The following is a 16,051-nucleotide window of genomic DNA, read 5'->3' as shown; positions in this document are numbered from 1 at the left end:
GCCGGACACCCTTCACCCTGCTCCACCAGGACGCGCAACGGTCACGCGTCCGAAGGCGACCTACGACCCGCAGATGACGGTGCCGTCCATGATGAGCCTGTCGATCCGGCGGACGAGCCGAACCCCTCGCCCGTCGAGAGACCACCATCTGGAGGTCCGCGCAGGCAGCAGGAGCAGACCGAGGGTGATCCCTGCGATGAACACTCCCTGACCCGGACTCGTCAGACGCCGCGCTCGGCGGGCGACGACGGCCGCGCGCCGGGCCCCTCGGCGCGACCGCGGACCCCCGCCCCTTCGCCGGTCGAGCACCGCGGGCGTCAGACGACTCGTTCGCCCGTCGTCAGTTCCGGATCGACATGCGCGGGCGTGGGAAACCACGCGAGAAACGTGACCCCTTCTTCTGTCGCGTCGAATCGTGTGATCGTCTCGTCGGCCGGCTCGTAGAAGGTGTCGCCGCTCCGAAGGACGCGTTCCTCTCCCTCGCCCGCTGCGAAGTAGACGGAGCCTGACTCGATGACGCCGAAGACGGGCCCGTTGTGCCAGTGCGGACCGGGGTGGACGCTCGGCGCCATGGTGATGCGTCTCACCTCGACCGTCGCGAAGCGGTCGGCATCGCTGAGCCTGAGGGTGCTGAGGGTGGTCCGGACGACAGGGATCTGGTTCACCCGTCGATGATGGCAGCAGGGACTCCGCCCAGCACGGCTGTCGTCCGATCAACCCCTCGAGCAGTACCCCACCTGTGAGCGGCGACGATCGCATCAACTGGGCCGGGCCCGGACGGACCAGCGCGGAGAGCCTGATTCACCGAGACCGGGGGTCGTCGAGCACCGATCTGGCCGCGCTCCCGACTTGCGCGCGGGAGCTCGGGGACCCTTGCCGGCTCGTCGTTGCGGCGTCCATTGCGAGGATCATCGCGAGCTTGCACCCCGATCGGTCCCTCAAGTTGCCGACATGACGTTTCCTCGACATCGTCGTATCTTGTGAGCGATCGTCAACTGACGGCAGCTATCGACACCAGGGGGTCTCCCATGATCACTCGACGTTCTCGGCGCGGATCACGCCGCTCGCTCATCACTACTCTGGCTCTCGCCGGGACCCTGATCGCGGCGCCTGCCGCGGCTGCGGTGTACACGACCTCGTACCCGGAAGGCGGGACGTGGGTCCACGGCGTCTCCAACGGAGACGTGCTGTCGTCCTACAACCACCCGTCGAGGAAGCACCGCGCGTCGATCGACAACGGCTGGCTGCAGTCGACGGGGTGCAAGAACCCGAAGGTGAACGCCGGGATCTTCGGGAAGGCCCGGATGTGGCAGACCGACTACGCCTACTACGCGTTCTGCTGACCGACTGCTGACATCGCGGGGTGGGGTGCCGAGCATCCCACCCCCGCTTCTCTGGGGATGAGTGGATGAGAAGTCGAAGTGTTGTTGCGGGCTACGTGTCCGCAGTCGTTCTGGCGGTGGTGTTCGCGTTCCTGTTCGTGCGGGCGCTGGAGGTGCGCGGTCCGGTGTGGAACGGCGGCCAGCAGATGCGCGTTTCCGAGGTGACGACTGCGACGACACCCGCCGCGGAGCTGTACGCCCAGCTGACGGCGTACGCGCAGGAACGTCACGTCGACGTCGTCAGATTCGTACCCGACGGCGAGAAGCCCGACTCGGTTCGCCACTTCTTCGTCGCCGACGGCGGCGGCGAGGGCGCGACGTGGTTGCGTGACGGCTACGACGACGCCGACCCGGCACTGACGACGACGATCGCACCGTTGAGCGAGCTCGGCTCGCTCGATCCGCGCGGCTACTACCTTGTCGGCGGAAGCCGAGAGGATGCCCTCGCTGTTCTCGACATCATCCAAGCGGCCGGTTGGACCGGGGGCGTGTACCCCTATCCGGTCGGAACCGATCTCACGACGTACACCGACTTCGGCGACCTGGTCCGAGCCTTCGGAGTCAGCCTCCTCGCGGTTCTCGTGCTCGTCGGCGCCGGCACCGTCCTTCGCGGCACAGCACACGGCATCCAGCGGCTCGCAGGGCGCAGCTCGTTCGGGATCCTGGTCCGCGAGGTCGGCGCGCTTCTGCTGCCCGTCGGACTCCTGTCCACTGCCGCGCTCGCTCTCCTCTGCGCCGGCATCACCTTCTACAACGGCTTCGCCCACGCGAGCACACTGCTCGCGCTCACTGGGCGACTCGGAGCGCTCCTGCTGCTCGCTGCGGTCGGAGCGCACGTCGTCGGCGTCGTCCTCACCAACGGCCGCGACCTGGTCGACCAGGTCAAGGGTGAGATCGATGGACGATGGGCGCTCATCGGCGCATACGCCGTCAGGCTCCCCGCGATCTTCGTCCTGCTGAGCATCGTCGCCGCCCTCGGCCAGAGCGTCTACCTCGCGCAGGTCGAAGCACAGACCCGGGCCTACTGGGACGATGCCGGCGACGCCGTCACGCTCGCCATCTCCGGCAGCCGATCCGAGGACGAGATGACCGCCGCCCGCACCGGCGTCGGCGAGCTCACTCGAGATCTCGACAACCACCGCAGCGCCGTCCTCGTGCAGGGCGATGCCCTTGCACCCGACTATCCGGATGCCCTCGTTGTCAACGAGGAGTATCTGCAGCAGATCGAGGTCCGGGACGCCGCTGGTAACTGCATCACCGCCACCGACCCGAACAGCATCACGATCCTGCTTCCGAACAGTGCAACCGCTACCCAATCCGCCCGAGCGCGGGCCGCCACCGCGGACTGGTACCGGTTCCAGCACGAACTGACCCTCAGCGATGTCCCCGACCCGGACGAGGTCCCCATCGCGCAGACGCGGATCCAAGACGACCAACGGCTCTTCACCTTCCGTACCGGCTCCGGCACAGTCCTGAACGGTCCCGCGATCAGCGAGAACGCCACCCTCATCGTCCTCCCCAGCCTGCGGCTGATCCCCCTCTCCGAACTCTTCGCCGCCGTGAGCACGGGTGACATCGTCTTCACCGACCCGGCCGCGACCACCGCGGCCGTCCACGAGCGCGGCCTCGACTCCGCCATCGCGGCGATCCAGCCCGTCGCCTACCAGGCGAACGAGAGCTACCGAGAGGCCCTCGGCAGCGTCACCGTGAACATCGCGAGCCTCCTCGCCGCGATCATCGTCGTCGCTCTCACCGCCCTCATCGTCGCGATCGTCACCGTGGAGAAGAACCACCAGCGGCTCTTCGTGCAGCACCTCTCCGGATGGTCCTTCATCGGCGCACACCGCGCCGCGTTGCTACTCGAGGGCGCCCTCGTGGCCGGCATCGCCCTGGTCAGCCTCATCGCGGCCTGGAACCGAGACCCTCTCTCCGTGCAGACCGTGATCGACCTCGGCACCATCAGCACGCAGGACTACCTCGTGAACCAGTCCCTCATCGCCCTCGGCGTCTCCGGAGGCGCGGCCGCGCTCCTCATCGCCTCACTCGCGATCGCCGCTCAGCGGATGATCCGCCGCCACTCCGCCGACACCTGAACCACCGGGAGGAACACCATGATCACCGTCACCGGACTCACCAAGTCCTACGGCCCCCGCGAGCTCTGGGGGTCGCTGGCCTTCACCGTCCCCACCGGAAGCCTCCTCGCCGTCACCGGGCCCAGCGGCAGCGGAAAATCCACCCTCCTGAACTGCCTCGGACTCCTGGATGAGCCCGACCGCGGCAGCATCGACGTCGACGGCGAAGAACTCACCCGACTCCGCACCCGCGGAGCCCGCGACTACCGCCGGCACCGCCTCGGCTACCTCTTCCAGAACTACGCCCTCGTCGACACCGCCACCGTCGAGCAGAACCTCGCCCTCGCCGTCGTCGAGCGCCGCGGCCGCGCCGGCCGCTTCGACGCAGCCCTGGACCGCGTCGGCCTCTCCGGCCGCGCGCGGGAACGCGTCTCACGCCTCAGCGGTGGCGAACAGCAACGCGTCGCCCTCGCACGCCTCCTCGTGAAGAGCCCCTCGATCGTCCTCGCCGACGAACCCACCGGCGCCCTCGACTCAGGCAACGCCGAGACCGTGTTCGACATCCTCACCGAGATCGCCGACCGAGGAGCCAGCATCGTCATCGCCACCCACGACGACCGCATCGCAAGCCGCTGCGACCAGCAGATCCAGCTCACCTCACCGACGATCCCCTGAGACACGAGGAAGAGCCTCGGTACGAGCGTCGCGCGGGAGTGAGGTGCGCAGCTGCAGGAGCCGGTCGCGCAGCTGCTCCGGTCGCGCCGGAGGTACCGGTTGAGCAGGACTGACTCGTAGGCGTCGGCGAGGCAATGCTCGAGCAGTGCCCGCACGCCGGGGCTCGAGTCGGTGTCCGCCGATGTCGTAGCTGGCGAGCATCGACCGCATCGCCGACGCAGTGCTTACCCGGCCGCCCTCGGGGATGCAGCCGTGCTCGCATGACATCCCGGCGGACGCGCACCAGACTGGGCAGATCATCGACCGACCGGTGTGAACGCTGCACCAGCCGAGCACGCCGGGCTGGTCGGCCGCCTGCACCCAGCGGTCGCCGTCAGACATCGTCTGCGGCGACCGCCGGATCGTCGACGCGGCGTCATCGCGCTGGAGACCGACACCTCCCCGCGCTGTGGTCCTGCTCGCGCAGCGGCGGAGGTCTGCGATCGCTCAGGGTCGTGGGTCGGCTGTGCCGGTGGCGAGGGTGCGTTCGCAGCCCGCACGACGTCGCCCGCGATCGTCTCGAGTTCGATGATCGTCAGCACCCGGTCGCTCACCGGGGCAGGCGCCGGCCGCACCCGGGCGGGGCCGGCATCCGGCTCCCGGAGGGTCAGACCTGCGACTCGACGTAGGCGCGGATCGGAGTGGTCGGGTGGCCGATCAGGCGCGCGAGCGATCCGTCGGTCGCGCCGAGCAGGCCCTCGGCGATGTTCGCGTCGAGTCCGACGAGGAAGCCGACGGCGCCCTCGGGCAGACCGGCCTCGGTGAGGATCCGCGCGTGCTCGGCGGAGTCGACATGGGTGATCGAGGCGTCGCGGCCCGCGACCTCGCCGACGATCGCGGCGAGCTCGTCGAAGCTCCACGCGACGTCGCCGGACAGCTCGTGCACGGTGCCGACGAGCGACGCGTCGACGAGGGCGACGGCCGCCGCCTCGGCGTAGTCGGAGCGGGCTGCGCTGGAGACGCGGCCCTCCCCCGCGCTGGAGAGCGTGGTGCCCGTGGAGGCGAGCTCGGCGACGGTCTGCGCGTAGTTCTCGTTGTACCAGCCGTTGCGGAGGATCACGGCGGGGACGCCGGACGCGGCGATCGCCTCCTCCGTCGCCTTGTGCTCGGGAGCGAGGATCAGGGTGCTCGTCGTGGCCTTCGGGGCGCTGGTGTAGACCAGGCGCGCGCCGGCGCGGACCGCGGCGTCGATCGCAGCGGTGTGCTGGGCGACGCGCTTGCCGACTTCGGAGCCCGAGACGAGCAGGACGGCCTCGGCGCCGGCGAAGGCGGTGTCGAGCGAGGCGGGGTCCTCGAAGTCGGCGACGGCGGTGCGCACGCCGAGGTCGGCGGCGAGCGCCTCGAGCTTCGCGGCGTCGCGGCCGGTGGCGACGATGTCGGAGGCGGCGGTGCCGCGGGCGAGCAGGTGCTCGACAGCGAGGCGGCCGAGGTGGCCGGTGGCTCCGGTGACGACGAGGGTCATGAGGTGGTCCTTCCGTGGGCGGTGCGGCGAGGTTTCCGCCGACCCACCCTGCAACCGCGGATCCGTCCGAGTACTTCCCGGAATGCAGTACGCACTATTTCGTTAGTACTGGGGAGACCCTTCCAGGAGGAACCGTGACCGCCACCGCCAGCACCCCGTTCGCCGCCGACGTCTACTCGGCCGACTGCGGGAGTCGCGAGATCTTCGGCCACGTGACGAGCAAGTGGGGCGTGCTCGTGCTCGCAGCACTCGCTCCCGGCACGCAGCGCTGGGCCGAGCTGCGCCGTCGCATCGGCGGCATCAGCGAGAAGATGCTCGCCCAGACGCTCCGCACCCTCGAGGAGGACGGGTTCGTGCACCGCGAGGCGCACCCGGTGATCCCACCGAGGGTCGACTACAGCCTGACCCCGCTGGGCGCGGAGCTCGCCGAGCGCCTCCTCCCGGTCGTCGACTGGATCGAGGAGCACGCCGTGCCGCTGATCGAGGCCCGCGACGCGCGGAAGGGCTAGTGGCGCGACGTCGCCGTTGCACAGGCGGCTCGGAGTAGCGTGGATGCGTAACCACCCGGATGTCTCGACTACCGGGCGCGGCCCCCGCTTCGGCGGGGGCCTGCTTCGTTGGTAGTCAGCTCCACCGGAGCGGTCTTCTGATCCGCCGGCCTTCCGAGTCGACGACGAGCAGGGGGAGTTGAGAGGCGGCAAGGGTGCCGCGACGGATCTGCCGGACTCCGTTCAGTCCGATCCCCTCGAAGGCCTTGTTGTACCGCGGTCCCACCACCGAGACCAGGGCGACGGAGTACCCGCGCTCGCTCAGCATCCTCAACGGCGGCACGAGATCGGAGTCGTTCGTGACGATCGCGAACGAGTCGGCCCTCTGCTCGAACGCGTCGACGAGCAGGTGCGACGCGAGCGCGACATCCGTCCCCTTCTCCTCAGGCCTCTTCACGCGGACGGTCACCACCCGCCCGCTCTGATCGAGCCGCTCCGGCGACTCCGGGAGGTATTGCTTGGTGAAGGTGAAGATCCCCTCGATGATCTCGACCTCGGTCGTCCGCAGCGCCCGCCAGTAGACCTGCTGCCGCTGCCCTATTCCCGGGTCGTTCGTGAGCGGCTTGAGCGGGGCCGTGAAGTACTTCACTCCGACGACCTCTCGATGAGGGAACAGGCGCTTCGCCAGGGCCGCCAGGTCGAGCCACTTGTACTGCGGGTAGCGCTGCTGCAGGAGCGCTTTGTAGAGCGCGAATCCGTCGAAGTAGACGATGACGGTTCGGCGGGCGCGCACCGCGGAAGGCTACTCGGGCTGAGCCCGTCGGCTCGGATCTGCGCAGAACGTCGTTCGCGACAGAGCGGAGGGGAGGAAGACGGGGTCTCCAGACCCACCTGCGGGGGGGGCTCGACCAGCAGCGGGGACGGGAGCGGGGGCCTGACGGAGGTGAGGTGAGCCTCTCCTACGTCGATCGACGTTCACCTCGCGTTCAGAGGCGATCCGCCGCCGGGTGACCGGCCCGCCCGCTGCCGCTGATTCCCTCGAGGTCTGCCCACGCCTGCGAATCGAAGGACGAGACGACGATGACCGACACCTCCCGCCGACTGCTGCTGCCCATGGCCGGGCACACCCGGGGGAAGCGCAGCCCCGTCACCTGTGCGCTGAAGTGCGCCAACGCCTGCTCCGCCGCGACCTGCAACACGTCGCACAACAGCTACTTCCGCGACATCGTCGGAGCGCAGATCACGCGCCGCGGCGCGCTGGGCCTGGGCCTGGCCGGAGCGGTCACCATCGCCGTCGCGTCCCCGGGCGCCCCGACCGCCGAGGCCGCCACCGCCGTGGCCGCCGGCGACGCGTCCCCGCTCGTCTTCACTCCGATCGCCCCCGTGCCGGCGACGGTGGACGAGTTCACGGTGCCCGAGGGCTTCGCCTGGCAGCCGATCATCCGCTGGGGCGACCCGCTCTTCGCCGACAGCGCCGAGTTCGACCTCGCCGACCAGACCGGCGCGGCGCAGTCCGGCCAGTTCGGCTACAACAACGACTACACCGACATCGTCGAGATCCCCGGCTCGAAGCGCCTGCGCGCCCTGCTCGTCGTCAACCACGAGTACACCAACGAGACCATCATGTTCCCGGCCGCCCAGCTCGAGTCCGAGCAGGAGCGCGTGCGCGAGGTCGGACGCGCCGCCCACGGCCTCAGCGTCGTCGAGCTCGTCCGCACGGCGGTCGACCGCCCCTGGGCGTACGTCCGCGGCGGCGAGCGCAACCGCCGCTACCTGATCGACACCCCCTACGAGGTGACCGGCGCGGCCGCCGGATCGCCGCTCCTGACGACCGTCGCCGACCCCACCGGGCGCACGGTGCTCGGCACGCTCGGCAACTGCTCCGGCGGCACCACGCCGTGGGGCACGATCCTGTCGGGCGAGGAGAACTTCAACGGCTACTTCCGCGCGACCGGCACGAGCGCCGAGGAGCAGCGCTACGGACTGACCGACGAGGAGACCTCGCGCCTCTGGGAGCTCGACGACCCTCGCTTCGACGCCCGCACCCCCGGCTACGAGAACGAGCCGAACCGCTTCGGCTGGATCGTCGAGTTCGACCCCTTCGACCCGGAGTCGACGCCGAAGAAGCACACCGCGCTCGGGCGCCTGAAGCACGAGGGCGCGAACGTCATCATCGCTCCGGACGGCCGCGTGGTCGCCTACCAGGGCGACGACGAGCGCTTCGACTACCTCTACAAGTTCGTCTCGAAGAAGCGCTACATCGAGGGCGACCGCGCCCACAACAAGACGCTGCTCGAGGAGGGCGACCTGTACGTCGCCCGCTTCACCGGCGACTCCCCCGTCGCCGAGATCACCGGCACCGGCGCGGTCCCCTCGGACGGCGGCTTCGACGGCATCGGCGAGTGGCTCCCGCTCGTGCTCGACGGCGCCTCGAAGATCCCCGGCATGAGCGTCGAGCAGGTCCTGGTGCACACCCGCCAGGCGGCCGACGCGGCCGGCGCGACCAAGATGGACCGCTGCGAGGACGTGCAGCCGAGCCTGGTCAGCGGCCGGATCTACGTGGCCTGCACCAACAACTCCGAGCGCGGCACGGAGGGCACGGAGGGCGCGACCGAGATCAACCCGCGCACCGAGAACCGCGACGGCCACATCGTCGAGATCATCGAGGACGGCGGCGACCAGACCGGCCGCACCTTCACCTGGAACCTGCTGATGCTCTGCGGCGACGCGGCGCAGGGCGACGTCGTCTACTTCTCCGGCTTCCCGGCCGAGCAGGTCTCGCCGATCTCCTGCCCCGACAACCTGGCGTTCGACTCCGTCGGGAACCTCTGGATCTCGACCGACGGCGCGCCCAGCGGCATCGGCTACAACGACGGCCTGTTCAAGGTGTCACTGGAGGGCGCGGACCGCGGCAAGGTCGAGCAGTTCCTGTCGGTGCCGGTCGACGCCGAGACCTGCGGCCCGATCGTGCACGACCAGGACCAGCACGTCTTCGTCGCCGTGCAGCACCCGGGCGAGGACGGCACCTTCGAGGCGCCGACCTCGTACTTCCCGGACTTCGCGGCGAGCGGAGCGGTCCCTGCCGGGGCGTTCGCCGCGCCGCGTCCGGCGATCGTGCAGATCCTGCCCGCCTCGCAGGTCGTGACGCCGACGCCGACTCCGACGGCCGGGCCGACCACGGCGCCGACCACGACGCCGACGGCCGCCCCCACGACGGCTCCGACCGCGGGCCCGACCACGGCCCCCACCGCGGGACCCACGGCGGCGCCCACCGCGACGCCCACGGCCGGACCCGTGCCGACCGGCACCGCCGCTCCGCTGCCCGGCGGCGGCTCCGGCGGAGGCCTCGCCTCGACCGGTGTCGAGTCGGTCGGCCTGATCGGCGGCGCGACGGCGCTGCTCGCGGCCGGAGCCGCGGCGCTGGGCCTGAGCGCCCGTCGCAGGTCCCGGTCCGAGGGCGACTCGGAGGCCTGATCCCCGGGAGGGGGCGGGGGCGCTGCTCCCCCGCCCCCTCCTCCCCTCTTCGCTAGGATGACCCGATGCCGACCCTCAGGAGCCGCGAGTCGGCGATCATCGCCGCCGTGCAGCGGTCCCCGCTCACCCTCCCCCTGCTGCCGATCGCGCGGGGGCTGAGCTTCTTCGGGGAGCACGCCGCGGGCTGGCTGCTGCTCGGGGTGCTCGCCGCGTTCCTCGATCCGTCGCGGTTCTGGGCCTGGGCGCTCTGCGACGTCGCGATCGTCGTCGCGCACGCGCTCTCGATCGGCGTGAAGCGCGTCGTGCGGCGTCCGCGCCCGCTCGGCGAGGGCGTGGAGGTGCGCGGCAAGGCGCCCAGCAAGCTGAGCTTCCCGAGCTCGCACGCCACCTCGACCACCGCGGCCATGATCGTGTTCGCCGTGATGCTGCCGGCGCTCTGGCCGCTCGCCGTCGTCGTCGTGGTCGCGATGATGCTCTCGCGCCTCGCGCTCGGCATGCACTTCCCGACCGACGTGCTCGCCGGGGCGGCCCTCGGAGCCCTCACGGCGCTGGCCGTCCTGCCGCTGCTGCCGCTCGTCTCGTAGGGCGCGCAGAACATCAGCTGAGCCTGGGGTCTGTCGCCTGACAGCGGACAGACCCCCTTCTCAGCCGACGTTCTGCGGCCGGGCAGCCGCTCAGGCGCCCGGCACCGGCGGACCCGTGCGCCAGCGCAGCAGCGCGGCCGCGCCAGCCTCGTGCGGCAGGGCGACGACGTCCTCGCCGTCCGGAGCGGTGCGGGAGTCGGTGCAGAGCACGCGGGCGTCGGTCAGCAGCGCCGCCCGTACGAGCGCGAGAGCCGCGTCGACCGGGCCGATGACCTCGGCGCCGAGCGCCTCCTCCGGAGCCGCGGCCACCCACGGCTCGCCCGCGAGCGCCAGCAGCTCGCGCTCGCGGAGCCGCTGCGGGTCGATCACCAGCGTGTCGACCTGGGCCGCCGAGAGCGCCTGCACGATCGCTCCGAGCGAGAACTCGACCGTGTCGTCGTGCCGCCCGTCGTGCGTGCGGAGCGCGTCGAGCACGTCCTCCTTCTCGCGTCGCAGCAGCCGGTCGACCTGCTCCTGCACGAACTCGTCGAGGGCGCCGTCGTCGCTGCCGTCGGCGCGGGTGTTCGCGGGGAGGACCGCCAGGATCGCCGCGCTCGACGGCGAGAGCTGCTCGGCGAGCAGCTGGCGCGCGCGGATATCCCCGGCGACGACGAGCAGCTGCGGCCGGCGGGTGCGCACGATCTCGTCGACGGAGGAGGCCAGCTCGGCCTGCGTCTGCCGCCAGATCTCCTCGGCGTGGCTGTGGAAGCGGTCGTGCCGCCATCCGCCGGCCTGCGCCTTGTGCAGGGTGTCGGTCCGTCCCTGGACCGACTCCTCCTCCTCCGGACGCTCGGCGCCCAGGCGGTGCAGGCGCACCTCGCCGCCGTCGCGGGAGGTCTCGACGACGAGGTAGCGGACGTCGGGGCGGTGCTGGAGCAGCGGGACGACGTCGGGGAGCGTGCCGTAGGACGTGTGCTCGGGCGCGACCGGGCGGCCCGGCAGCACCTCCGACAGCACGATCGAGCCGTCGACAGCGACGGCGAAGAGGCAGGAGCGGCCCTGCGGCCGACCCGCCCCGGTGAGCAGCGCGGTCAGCGCGTCGATGTCGCCCTGGGGCGCTGCCTGCCTCCGCAGCTCGTCGGCGACGGCGGTGCCGCGCTCGAAGGCGATGTCGGGCGGATCGCCCGAGTCGAGCGAGACGTCGAGGTAGACCTGCGAGACCGGTCGGAGGTCGCGGTAGACGTCGGCGAGGGTCCGCAGCGCGTGAATGGTCGGCATCCGTGTCGTCCTTTCCCATCGTGTCCGGACAGTCTCGGTCGGGATGCGCGGCGGACTCCACGGGGTTGACTCCGGGGCCACCGTCCGGGCGGCGAGCGATTGACTGCGCTGTCAATCCGTGTTCTACTCCTTGGACAGCGCGGTTGACTGCGCTGTCAGAGCGAGCGAAGGAGCCCCGTGGACGCACCAGCAGTCGGCATCGGCGCCGAAGACCGCGGCCGCCGGGTCTCGATGGCCGACGTGGCCCGCGTCGCCGGCGTCTCGCAGAAGACCGTCTCCCGCGTCGTGAACCGCGAGGCGCACGTCTCCCCCGCGATCGAGCGGAGGGTCGCCGACGCGATCGCGCAGCTCGGATTCCGCCCCAACGCCACCGCGCGGGCGCTCGCCACCCAGCGCAGCCGCCGGATCGGCATGGTCACCATGGGCACGTCCCTCTACGGCCCGTCCTCGATCCTCGACGGCGTCGAGCAGGCGTCCCGCGCCGCGGGCTACTTCCTCAGCGTCGTGCGCACCCACGAGAACAGCGGAGCCGAGCTGCAGGAGGCGGTCGACACGCTGGTCGACCAGGGCGTCGACGGGATCATCCTCTCGGAGCCGGTCGACTTCGGGCACCCGCGACTGCGGATCCCCGAGGGGGTCACCGTGCTGAGCTTCGACCACCCGAGCGAGGACCACCGACCGGAGGAGCTGGTCGTCGGCACCGACGAGGCCGGCGCCGCGCGCAGCGCGACCGAGCACCTCCTCGCCCTCGGTCACGAGACGGTCTGGCACATCGCCGGTGCGAGCACCTGGTCGGCGACCCGCCGCCGCATCGACGGCTGGCGCGCCGCCCTCGCCGACGCCGACGCGCCCGAGCCGCCGGTGCTCAGCGGCGACTGGAGCCCGCGTTCCGGATCCGAGGCGATGGCGTCGATCCTGCACCGCCCCGACGTCACCGCCGTGTTCGCGGCCAACGACCACATGGCCGTCGGAGCGATCCACGCCGTCGAGGCCGCAGGCCTGCGCGTCCCCGAGGACGTGAGCGTGGTCGGCTTCGACGACGACCCGTTCTCGGAGTACCTGCACCGCCCGCTGACCACCGTGAAGCAGGACTTCGCCGAGGTCACCCGGATCGCCATGCACCGCCTGATCCGGACTCTCGAGGGCCACGCGCCCGCCGACCGCCACCGCTCCGTCCCCGCCCAGCTGATCGTCCGCTCGTCCTCCGGGCCCGCGAGTCCCGAGCGCGCCGCGGTGCGCCCGGCACCTCCCACCGCCGTTCCCTAGCGCACACTCCGTCCCGCCCCTCACGACCGCACCGCACTCCGCACCGCGGTTCCTCCGGCGTGCGCGCCTGCCCTCCGTCGTCCGCATCCCTCCCCGAGGAGCACCGCCATGCACCCCTTCTCCCCACCGCCCCGATCCGCGCTCTCGCGTCGGGGCCTCCTGCGCCTCGGAGCCGCCGCCGGCGGCTCGGCCGCCCTCGCGTCCCTCCTCGCCGCCTGCTCGACCCAGGGCCCGCAGGCCGCGCTGGAGTCCGGCGACGTCGACCTCTCGTTCTGGACGCACGACGACGGCTACGTCTCGTTCTTCACCGAGGCGCTCCCCCTCGCGGCCCAGCGCAGCGCGTTCGACTACTCGCTCGACGTCACCAAGATCGGCGCGACCGACATCGTGACCAAGCTGATCGCGCAGGCCGTCGCCGGCACCGGCACTCCGGACGTCGTCGGCCTGGAGGTCGCGAACTTCGCCCGCACGCTGCGCGGCTCCATCGCCCCCGAGCTGCTCGTGGATCTGACCGAGGCGACCGCGCCCTACCGCGACGACCTGATCGCCGCGCGGGTCGATGCGTTCAGCAAGGACGGCAGCCTCTACGCGCTCGACTCCGACACCCCGCTCGCCGTGTACTACTACCGAGCCGACGAGTTCGAGCGCCTGGGCGTGCCGGTCGACGTCGAGACCTGGGAGGAGTTCGCCCGGGTCGGCGGCGAGATCAGCGCCCGCGAGGGGGTCTCGTTCGGTGCGCTCTCGGTCGGCAGCGACCTGCCGCAGGTCGTGCAGGGCTATCAGCTGCTGCTGATGCAGCGCGGCGGGCAGCTCTTCGACCGCGACGGCCGACTCGACATCGAGACCCCCGAGGCCGAGGAGGCGCTGCGGTTCGCCGCCGACGGCCTCGCCTCCGGCTTCCTCACCACCGTCGCCGACTACTACGGCCCGAGCATGCAGAGCGGGCTCAAGGACGGCACGATCCTCGGCGTCGACATGCCCACCTGGTACTCGAGCTACGGCATCAAGCCCAACGTGCCCGAGCAGGCGGGGCTCTGGCGCGTGAAGGCGCTGCCGCGCTTCGAGAACGGAGGCGGCCGCACGGCCGTCGGCGGCGGCACCGGCTTCGCGGCGGTCACCGGCAAGGCGAACAGCGACGCGGCGGTGGAGCTGATCCTGGCGGCCTACCTCGACCCGGCGCAGCAGGTGAAGCGCTACCGGGACCTCGGCTACCTCCCGACCCTCCGCTCGGTCTTCGACGACCCGGAGCTCGCCGTGATCACCGACGACTACTTCGGCGGCCAGGCGCTGTTCGACGTGTACGGGGAGATCATCGACGAGGTCCCGTCGCTGTACCAGAGCCAGGACCAGCAGATCCTCACGACCGTGCTGTCGGGCTACCTCCTCCAGGCCTACAAGGGCACCCTCTCCCCGGCGCAAGCGCTCCGCGCGACGGCCGAGGACTTCCGCGGCCAGGCCCGCAGCTAAGGATCGATGATGTCGACTCTCACCACGGCCGGGGCGCCCGCCTCCGCTCAGGACGGCCGCGGCGGCTCCCCGCTCGAGGCCCGCAGCGCGAAGCGCAAGCGGCTGAACACGTCCGGCGGCAACGCCCCCTACCTCTTCATCGCGCCGTTCTACGTGCTCTACGCGCTGTTCATGATCGTTCCGGTCGGCGCGGCGATCTGGCTCAGCCTCACCGAGTGGGTGGGCCTGGGGTCACCCGAGTTCATCGGGCTGGGGAACTACGCCGACCTCCTCGGCGACACCAGCTTCGGCGTCGCCCTCGCCAACACGCTGATCTACACGCTCATCGCGGTGTTCGTGATCGTGCCGTGCTCGCTGATGATCGCGCAGGGCCTGAACGCCCGCGGCCTGAAGGCGCGCGACCTGTTCCGCCTCACCTTCTTCATCCCGATGGTGCTCTCGCCGATCGTGATCGCGCTGATCTACAGCCTGATCTTCGACCGCAGCTACGGACTGCTGAACTCGCTCCTCCGGGCCCTGTTCGGCCTGGGCGACATCGACTGGCTCGGCGACCCGACGCTCGCCAAGGTGGCGATCGGCTTCGTACTCCTCTGGCGCACGGTCGGCTACCTCACGATCTTCTTCCTCGCCGCCCTGCAGGCGGTGCCGAAGGAGCTCTACGAGGCCGCGGAGCTCGACGGCGCGGGAGTGCTCGCGAAGTTCCGCACCGTCACCCTGCCGGCGATACGGCCGGTGACCGCGTTCGTCGTCGTCACCTCGTTCATCAGTGCGGCCCAGCTCTTCGACGAGCCGTACCTGCTGACCCGCGGCGGACCCGGAGAGGCGACGCTCTCGGTCTCGATGTTCATCTACCGCGCCGCGTTCGAGCGCCAGCAGTTCGGCTACGCCGCCGCGGCCGGCGTCGTGCTCTTCGTGCTCGTCTTCGCCGTCAGCCAGATCCTCAACCGCGCCCTCGCCATCGGGAGAACCTCATGACCGCCACCACGGGAATCGTCACCGCGCGCTCCGGACGCACCCCCGGACCTCGACAGCGGAAGGCGTCCGGAGGCGAGCGCGCCCGTCGCGGACTGCTCTACGTCACCCTCTCGGCGCTGCTGCTGGTGTTCGTCCTGCCCCTGCTCTGGGCGCTCAGCGGCTCGTTCAAGAACCGCGGAGACATCTTCTCGACGCCGCCGTCGCTCCTCCCGAACCCCGCGACGACCGAGAACTACACGAACCTGCTCACCACCCAGCCGTTCTGGAACTGGTTCGGGATGAGCATCGGCACCTCGCTGATCGCGACCGCCGTCTCGGTGTTCGTCTGCGCGATGGCCGGCTACGGCTTCGCGAAGTTCGCCTTCCGCGGCAAGCGGGTGCTCTTCACGATCATGTTCTCGTCGCTGTCCGTGCCGTTCGTCGTGATCCTGGTGCCGCTGTTCATCCTGGTCGTGAAGGCCGGGCTGTCGAACCCGTGGTTCGCGCTCATCGTGCCCTGGGTCGCCCCCGCGTTCGGGATCTTCATGATGCAGCAGTTCATCGTGCAGTCGATCCCGGACGAGATCATCGAGGCCGCCCGCATCGACGGCAACTCCGAGTTCGGCATCTTCTGGCGAGTGGTGCTGCCGCTCCTGCGCCCGTCGCTCGGTGCGCTGGGCGTCTGGGGGTTCCTGCAGAGCTACAACAGCTTCCTCTGGCCGCTCGTCCTGCTCTCGGACTCGTCGCAGTACACGATCCCGCTGGGGCTCAACATCCTCTTCGCCTCCGAGAACCGCTCGTACGATCTCGTGCTCGCCGGCGCGGTGCTGGCCTCGGTACCGACCATCCTGGTCTTCTTCCTCCTGCGCAGGCAGCTGCTCGACGGTCTGACCGCGGGCGCCGTCAAGGGCTGACACCCACCACCTCACCA

At 70.8% G+C, this 16,051-nt stretch carries 13 protein-coding genes and 1 pseudogene; 10 read left to right on the top strand and 4 right to left on the bottom strand.

What is annotated here, in order from left to right; translation table 11 throughout:
* Positions 1-317: 317 nt before the first annotated feature.
* A complete protein-coding gene (locus tag ASF48_RS16460; RefSeq protein WP_055794079.1) occupies positions 318-665 on the bottom strand; it encodes a cupin domain-containing protein in 348 nt (115 codons plus the stop codon).
* 363 nt (positions 666-1,028) lie between these two features.
* On the opposite strand from ASF48_RS16460, the gene ASF48_RS16450 reads away from it, so the two are divergent.
* The 3 genes from ASF48_RS16450 to ASF48_RS16440 all read left to right on the top strand — a co-directional run bounded on the left by ASF48_RS16450 (position 1,029) and on the right by ASF48_RS16440 (position 4,129).
* Positions 1,029-1,343 carry a lactococcin 972 family bacteriocin gene (locus ASF48_RS16450; protein WP_082481639.1) on the top strand — a complete coding sequence of 105 codons (315 nt, stop codon included), beginning with the start codon at positions 1,029-1,031 and terminating at the stop codon, positions 1,341-1,343.
* A gap of 95 nt (positions 1,344-1,438) precedes the next feature.
* The gene (locus ASF48_RS16445; RefSeq protein ID WP_055794072.1) at positions 1,439-3,475 is read left to right on the top strand and encodes a hypothetical protein; all 2,037 of its coding nucleotides are present in this window, start codon (positions 1,439-1,441) and stop codon (positions 3,473-3,475) included.
* An 18-nt stretch (positions 3,476-3,493) separates the two neighbouring features.
* On the top strand, positions 3,494-4,129 hold the full coding sequence (locus ASF48_RS16440) for an ABC transporter ATP-binding protein (RefSeq protein WP_055794070.1): 636 nt from the start codon (positions 3,494-3,496) through the stop codon (positions 4,127-4,129).
* A gap of 646 nt (positions 4,130-4,775) precedes the next feature.
* Here ASF48_RS16440 and ASF48_RS16435 read toward each other — a convergent pair.
* A complete protein-coding gene (locus tag ASF48_RS16435; protein ID WP_055794068.1) occupies positions 4,776-5,630 on the bottom strand; it encodes an NmrA family NAD(P)-binding protein in 855 nt (284 codons plus the stop codon).
* 134 nt (positions 5,631-5,764) lie between these two features.
* On the opposite strand from ASF48_RS16435, the gene ASF48_RS16430 reads away from it, so the two are divergent.
* Positions 5,765-6,139, top strand: coding sequence for a winged helix-turn-helix transcriptional regulator (locus ASF48_RS16430; RefSeq protein WP_055794067.1), 375 nt, complete (start codon positions 5,765-5,767; stop codon positions 6,137-6,139).
* A 115-nt stretch (positions 6,140-6,254) separates the two neighbouring features.
* On the opposite strand, the gene ASF48_RS16425 is transcribed toward ASF48_RS16430, so the two are convergent.
* Entirely contained in the window at positions 6,255-6,911 is a 657-nt protein-coding gene (locus tag ASF48_RS16425; RefSeq protein ID WP_055794065.1) for an NYN domain-containing protein, read from the bottom strand.
* Between the two features lie 287 nt (positions 6,912-7,198).
* Between ASF48_RS16425 and ASF48_RS16420 the strand changes: the two are divergent.
* Together ASF48_RS16420 and ASF48_RS16415 are read left to right on the top strand one after the other, a co-directional pair.
* Positions 7,199-9,247: pseudogene (locus ASF48_RS16420) on the top strand (PhoX family protein); the annotation flags it as partial.
* Between the two features lie 410 nt (positions 9,248-9,657).
* Positions 9,658-10,176: a phosphatase PAP2 family protein gene (locus ASF48_RS16415; RefSeq protein WP_055794064.1), complete on the top strand. Its 519-nt coding sequence runs from the start codon at positions 9,658-9,660 to the stop codon at positions 10,174-10,176.
* Positions 10,177-10,266: 90 nt separating this feature from the next.
* On the opposite strand, the gene ASF48_RS16410 is transcribed toward ASF48_RS16415, so the two are convergent.
* Positions 10,267-11,433 carry a baeRF2 domain-containing protein gene (locus ASF48_RS16410; RefSeq protein WP_055794062.1) on the bottom strand — a complete coding sequence of 389 codons (1,167 nt, stop codon included), beginning with the start codon at positions 11,431-11,433 and terminating at the stop codon, positions 10,267-10,269.
* Positions 11,434-11,610: 177 nt separating this feature from the next.
* Here ASF48_RS16410 and ASF48_RS16405 point away from each other — a divergent pair, with 177 nt between their 5' ends.
* From ASF48_RS16405 to ASF48_RS16390, 4 genes are all read left to right on the top strand, one after another.
* The gene (locus ASF48_RS16405) at positions 11,611-12,699 is read left to right on the top strand and encodes a LacI family DNA-binding transcriptional regulator (protein ID WP_200931036.1); all 1,089 of its coding nucleotides are present in this window, start codon (positions 11,611-11,613) and stop codon (positions 12,697-12,699) included.
* A 108-nt stretch (positions 12,700-12,807) separates the two neighbouring features.
* Positions 12,808-14,166, top strand: coding sequence for an ABC transporter substrate-binding protein (locus ASF48_RS16400; RefSeq protein ID WP_055794060.1), 1,359 nt, complete (start codon positions 12,808-12,810; stop codon positions 14,164-14,166).
* 9 nt (positions 14,167-14,175) lie between these two features.
* Entirely contained in the window at positions 14,176-15,141 is a 966-nt protein-coding gene (locus ASF48_RS16395; RefSeq protein WP_082481635.1) for a carbohydrate ABC transporter permease, read from the top strand.
* Positions 15,138-16,034: a carbohydrate ABC transporter permease gene (locus tag ASF48_RS16390; protein ID WP_055794059.1), complete on the top strand. Its 897-nt coding sequence runs from the start codon at positions 15,138-15,140 to the stop codon at positions 16,032-16,034. Before ASF48_RS16395 ends, ASF48_RS16390 begins: the two co-directional genes overlap by 4 nt.
* The last annotated feature ends 17 nt before the right edge of the window (positions 16,035-16,051 follow it).

It is taken from the genome of Rathayibacter sp. Leaf299, from assembly GCF_001423055.1.
Lineage (GTDB): Bacteria > Actinomycetota > Actinomycetes > Actinomycetales > Microbacteriaceae > Rathayibacter > Rathayibacter caricis.
This window is presented reverse-complemented; position numbering and strand designations above follow the sequence as displayed.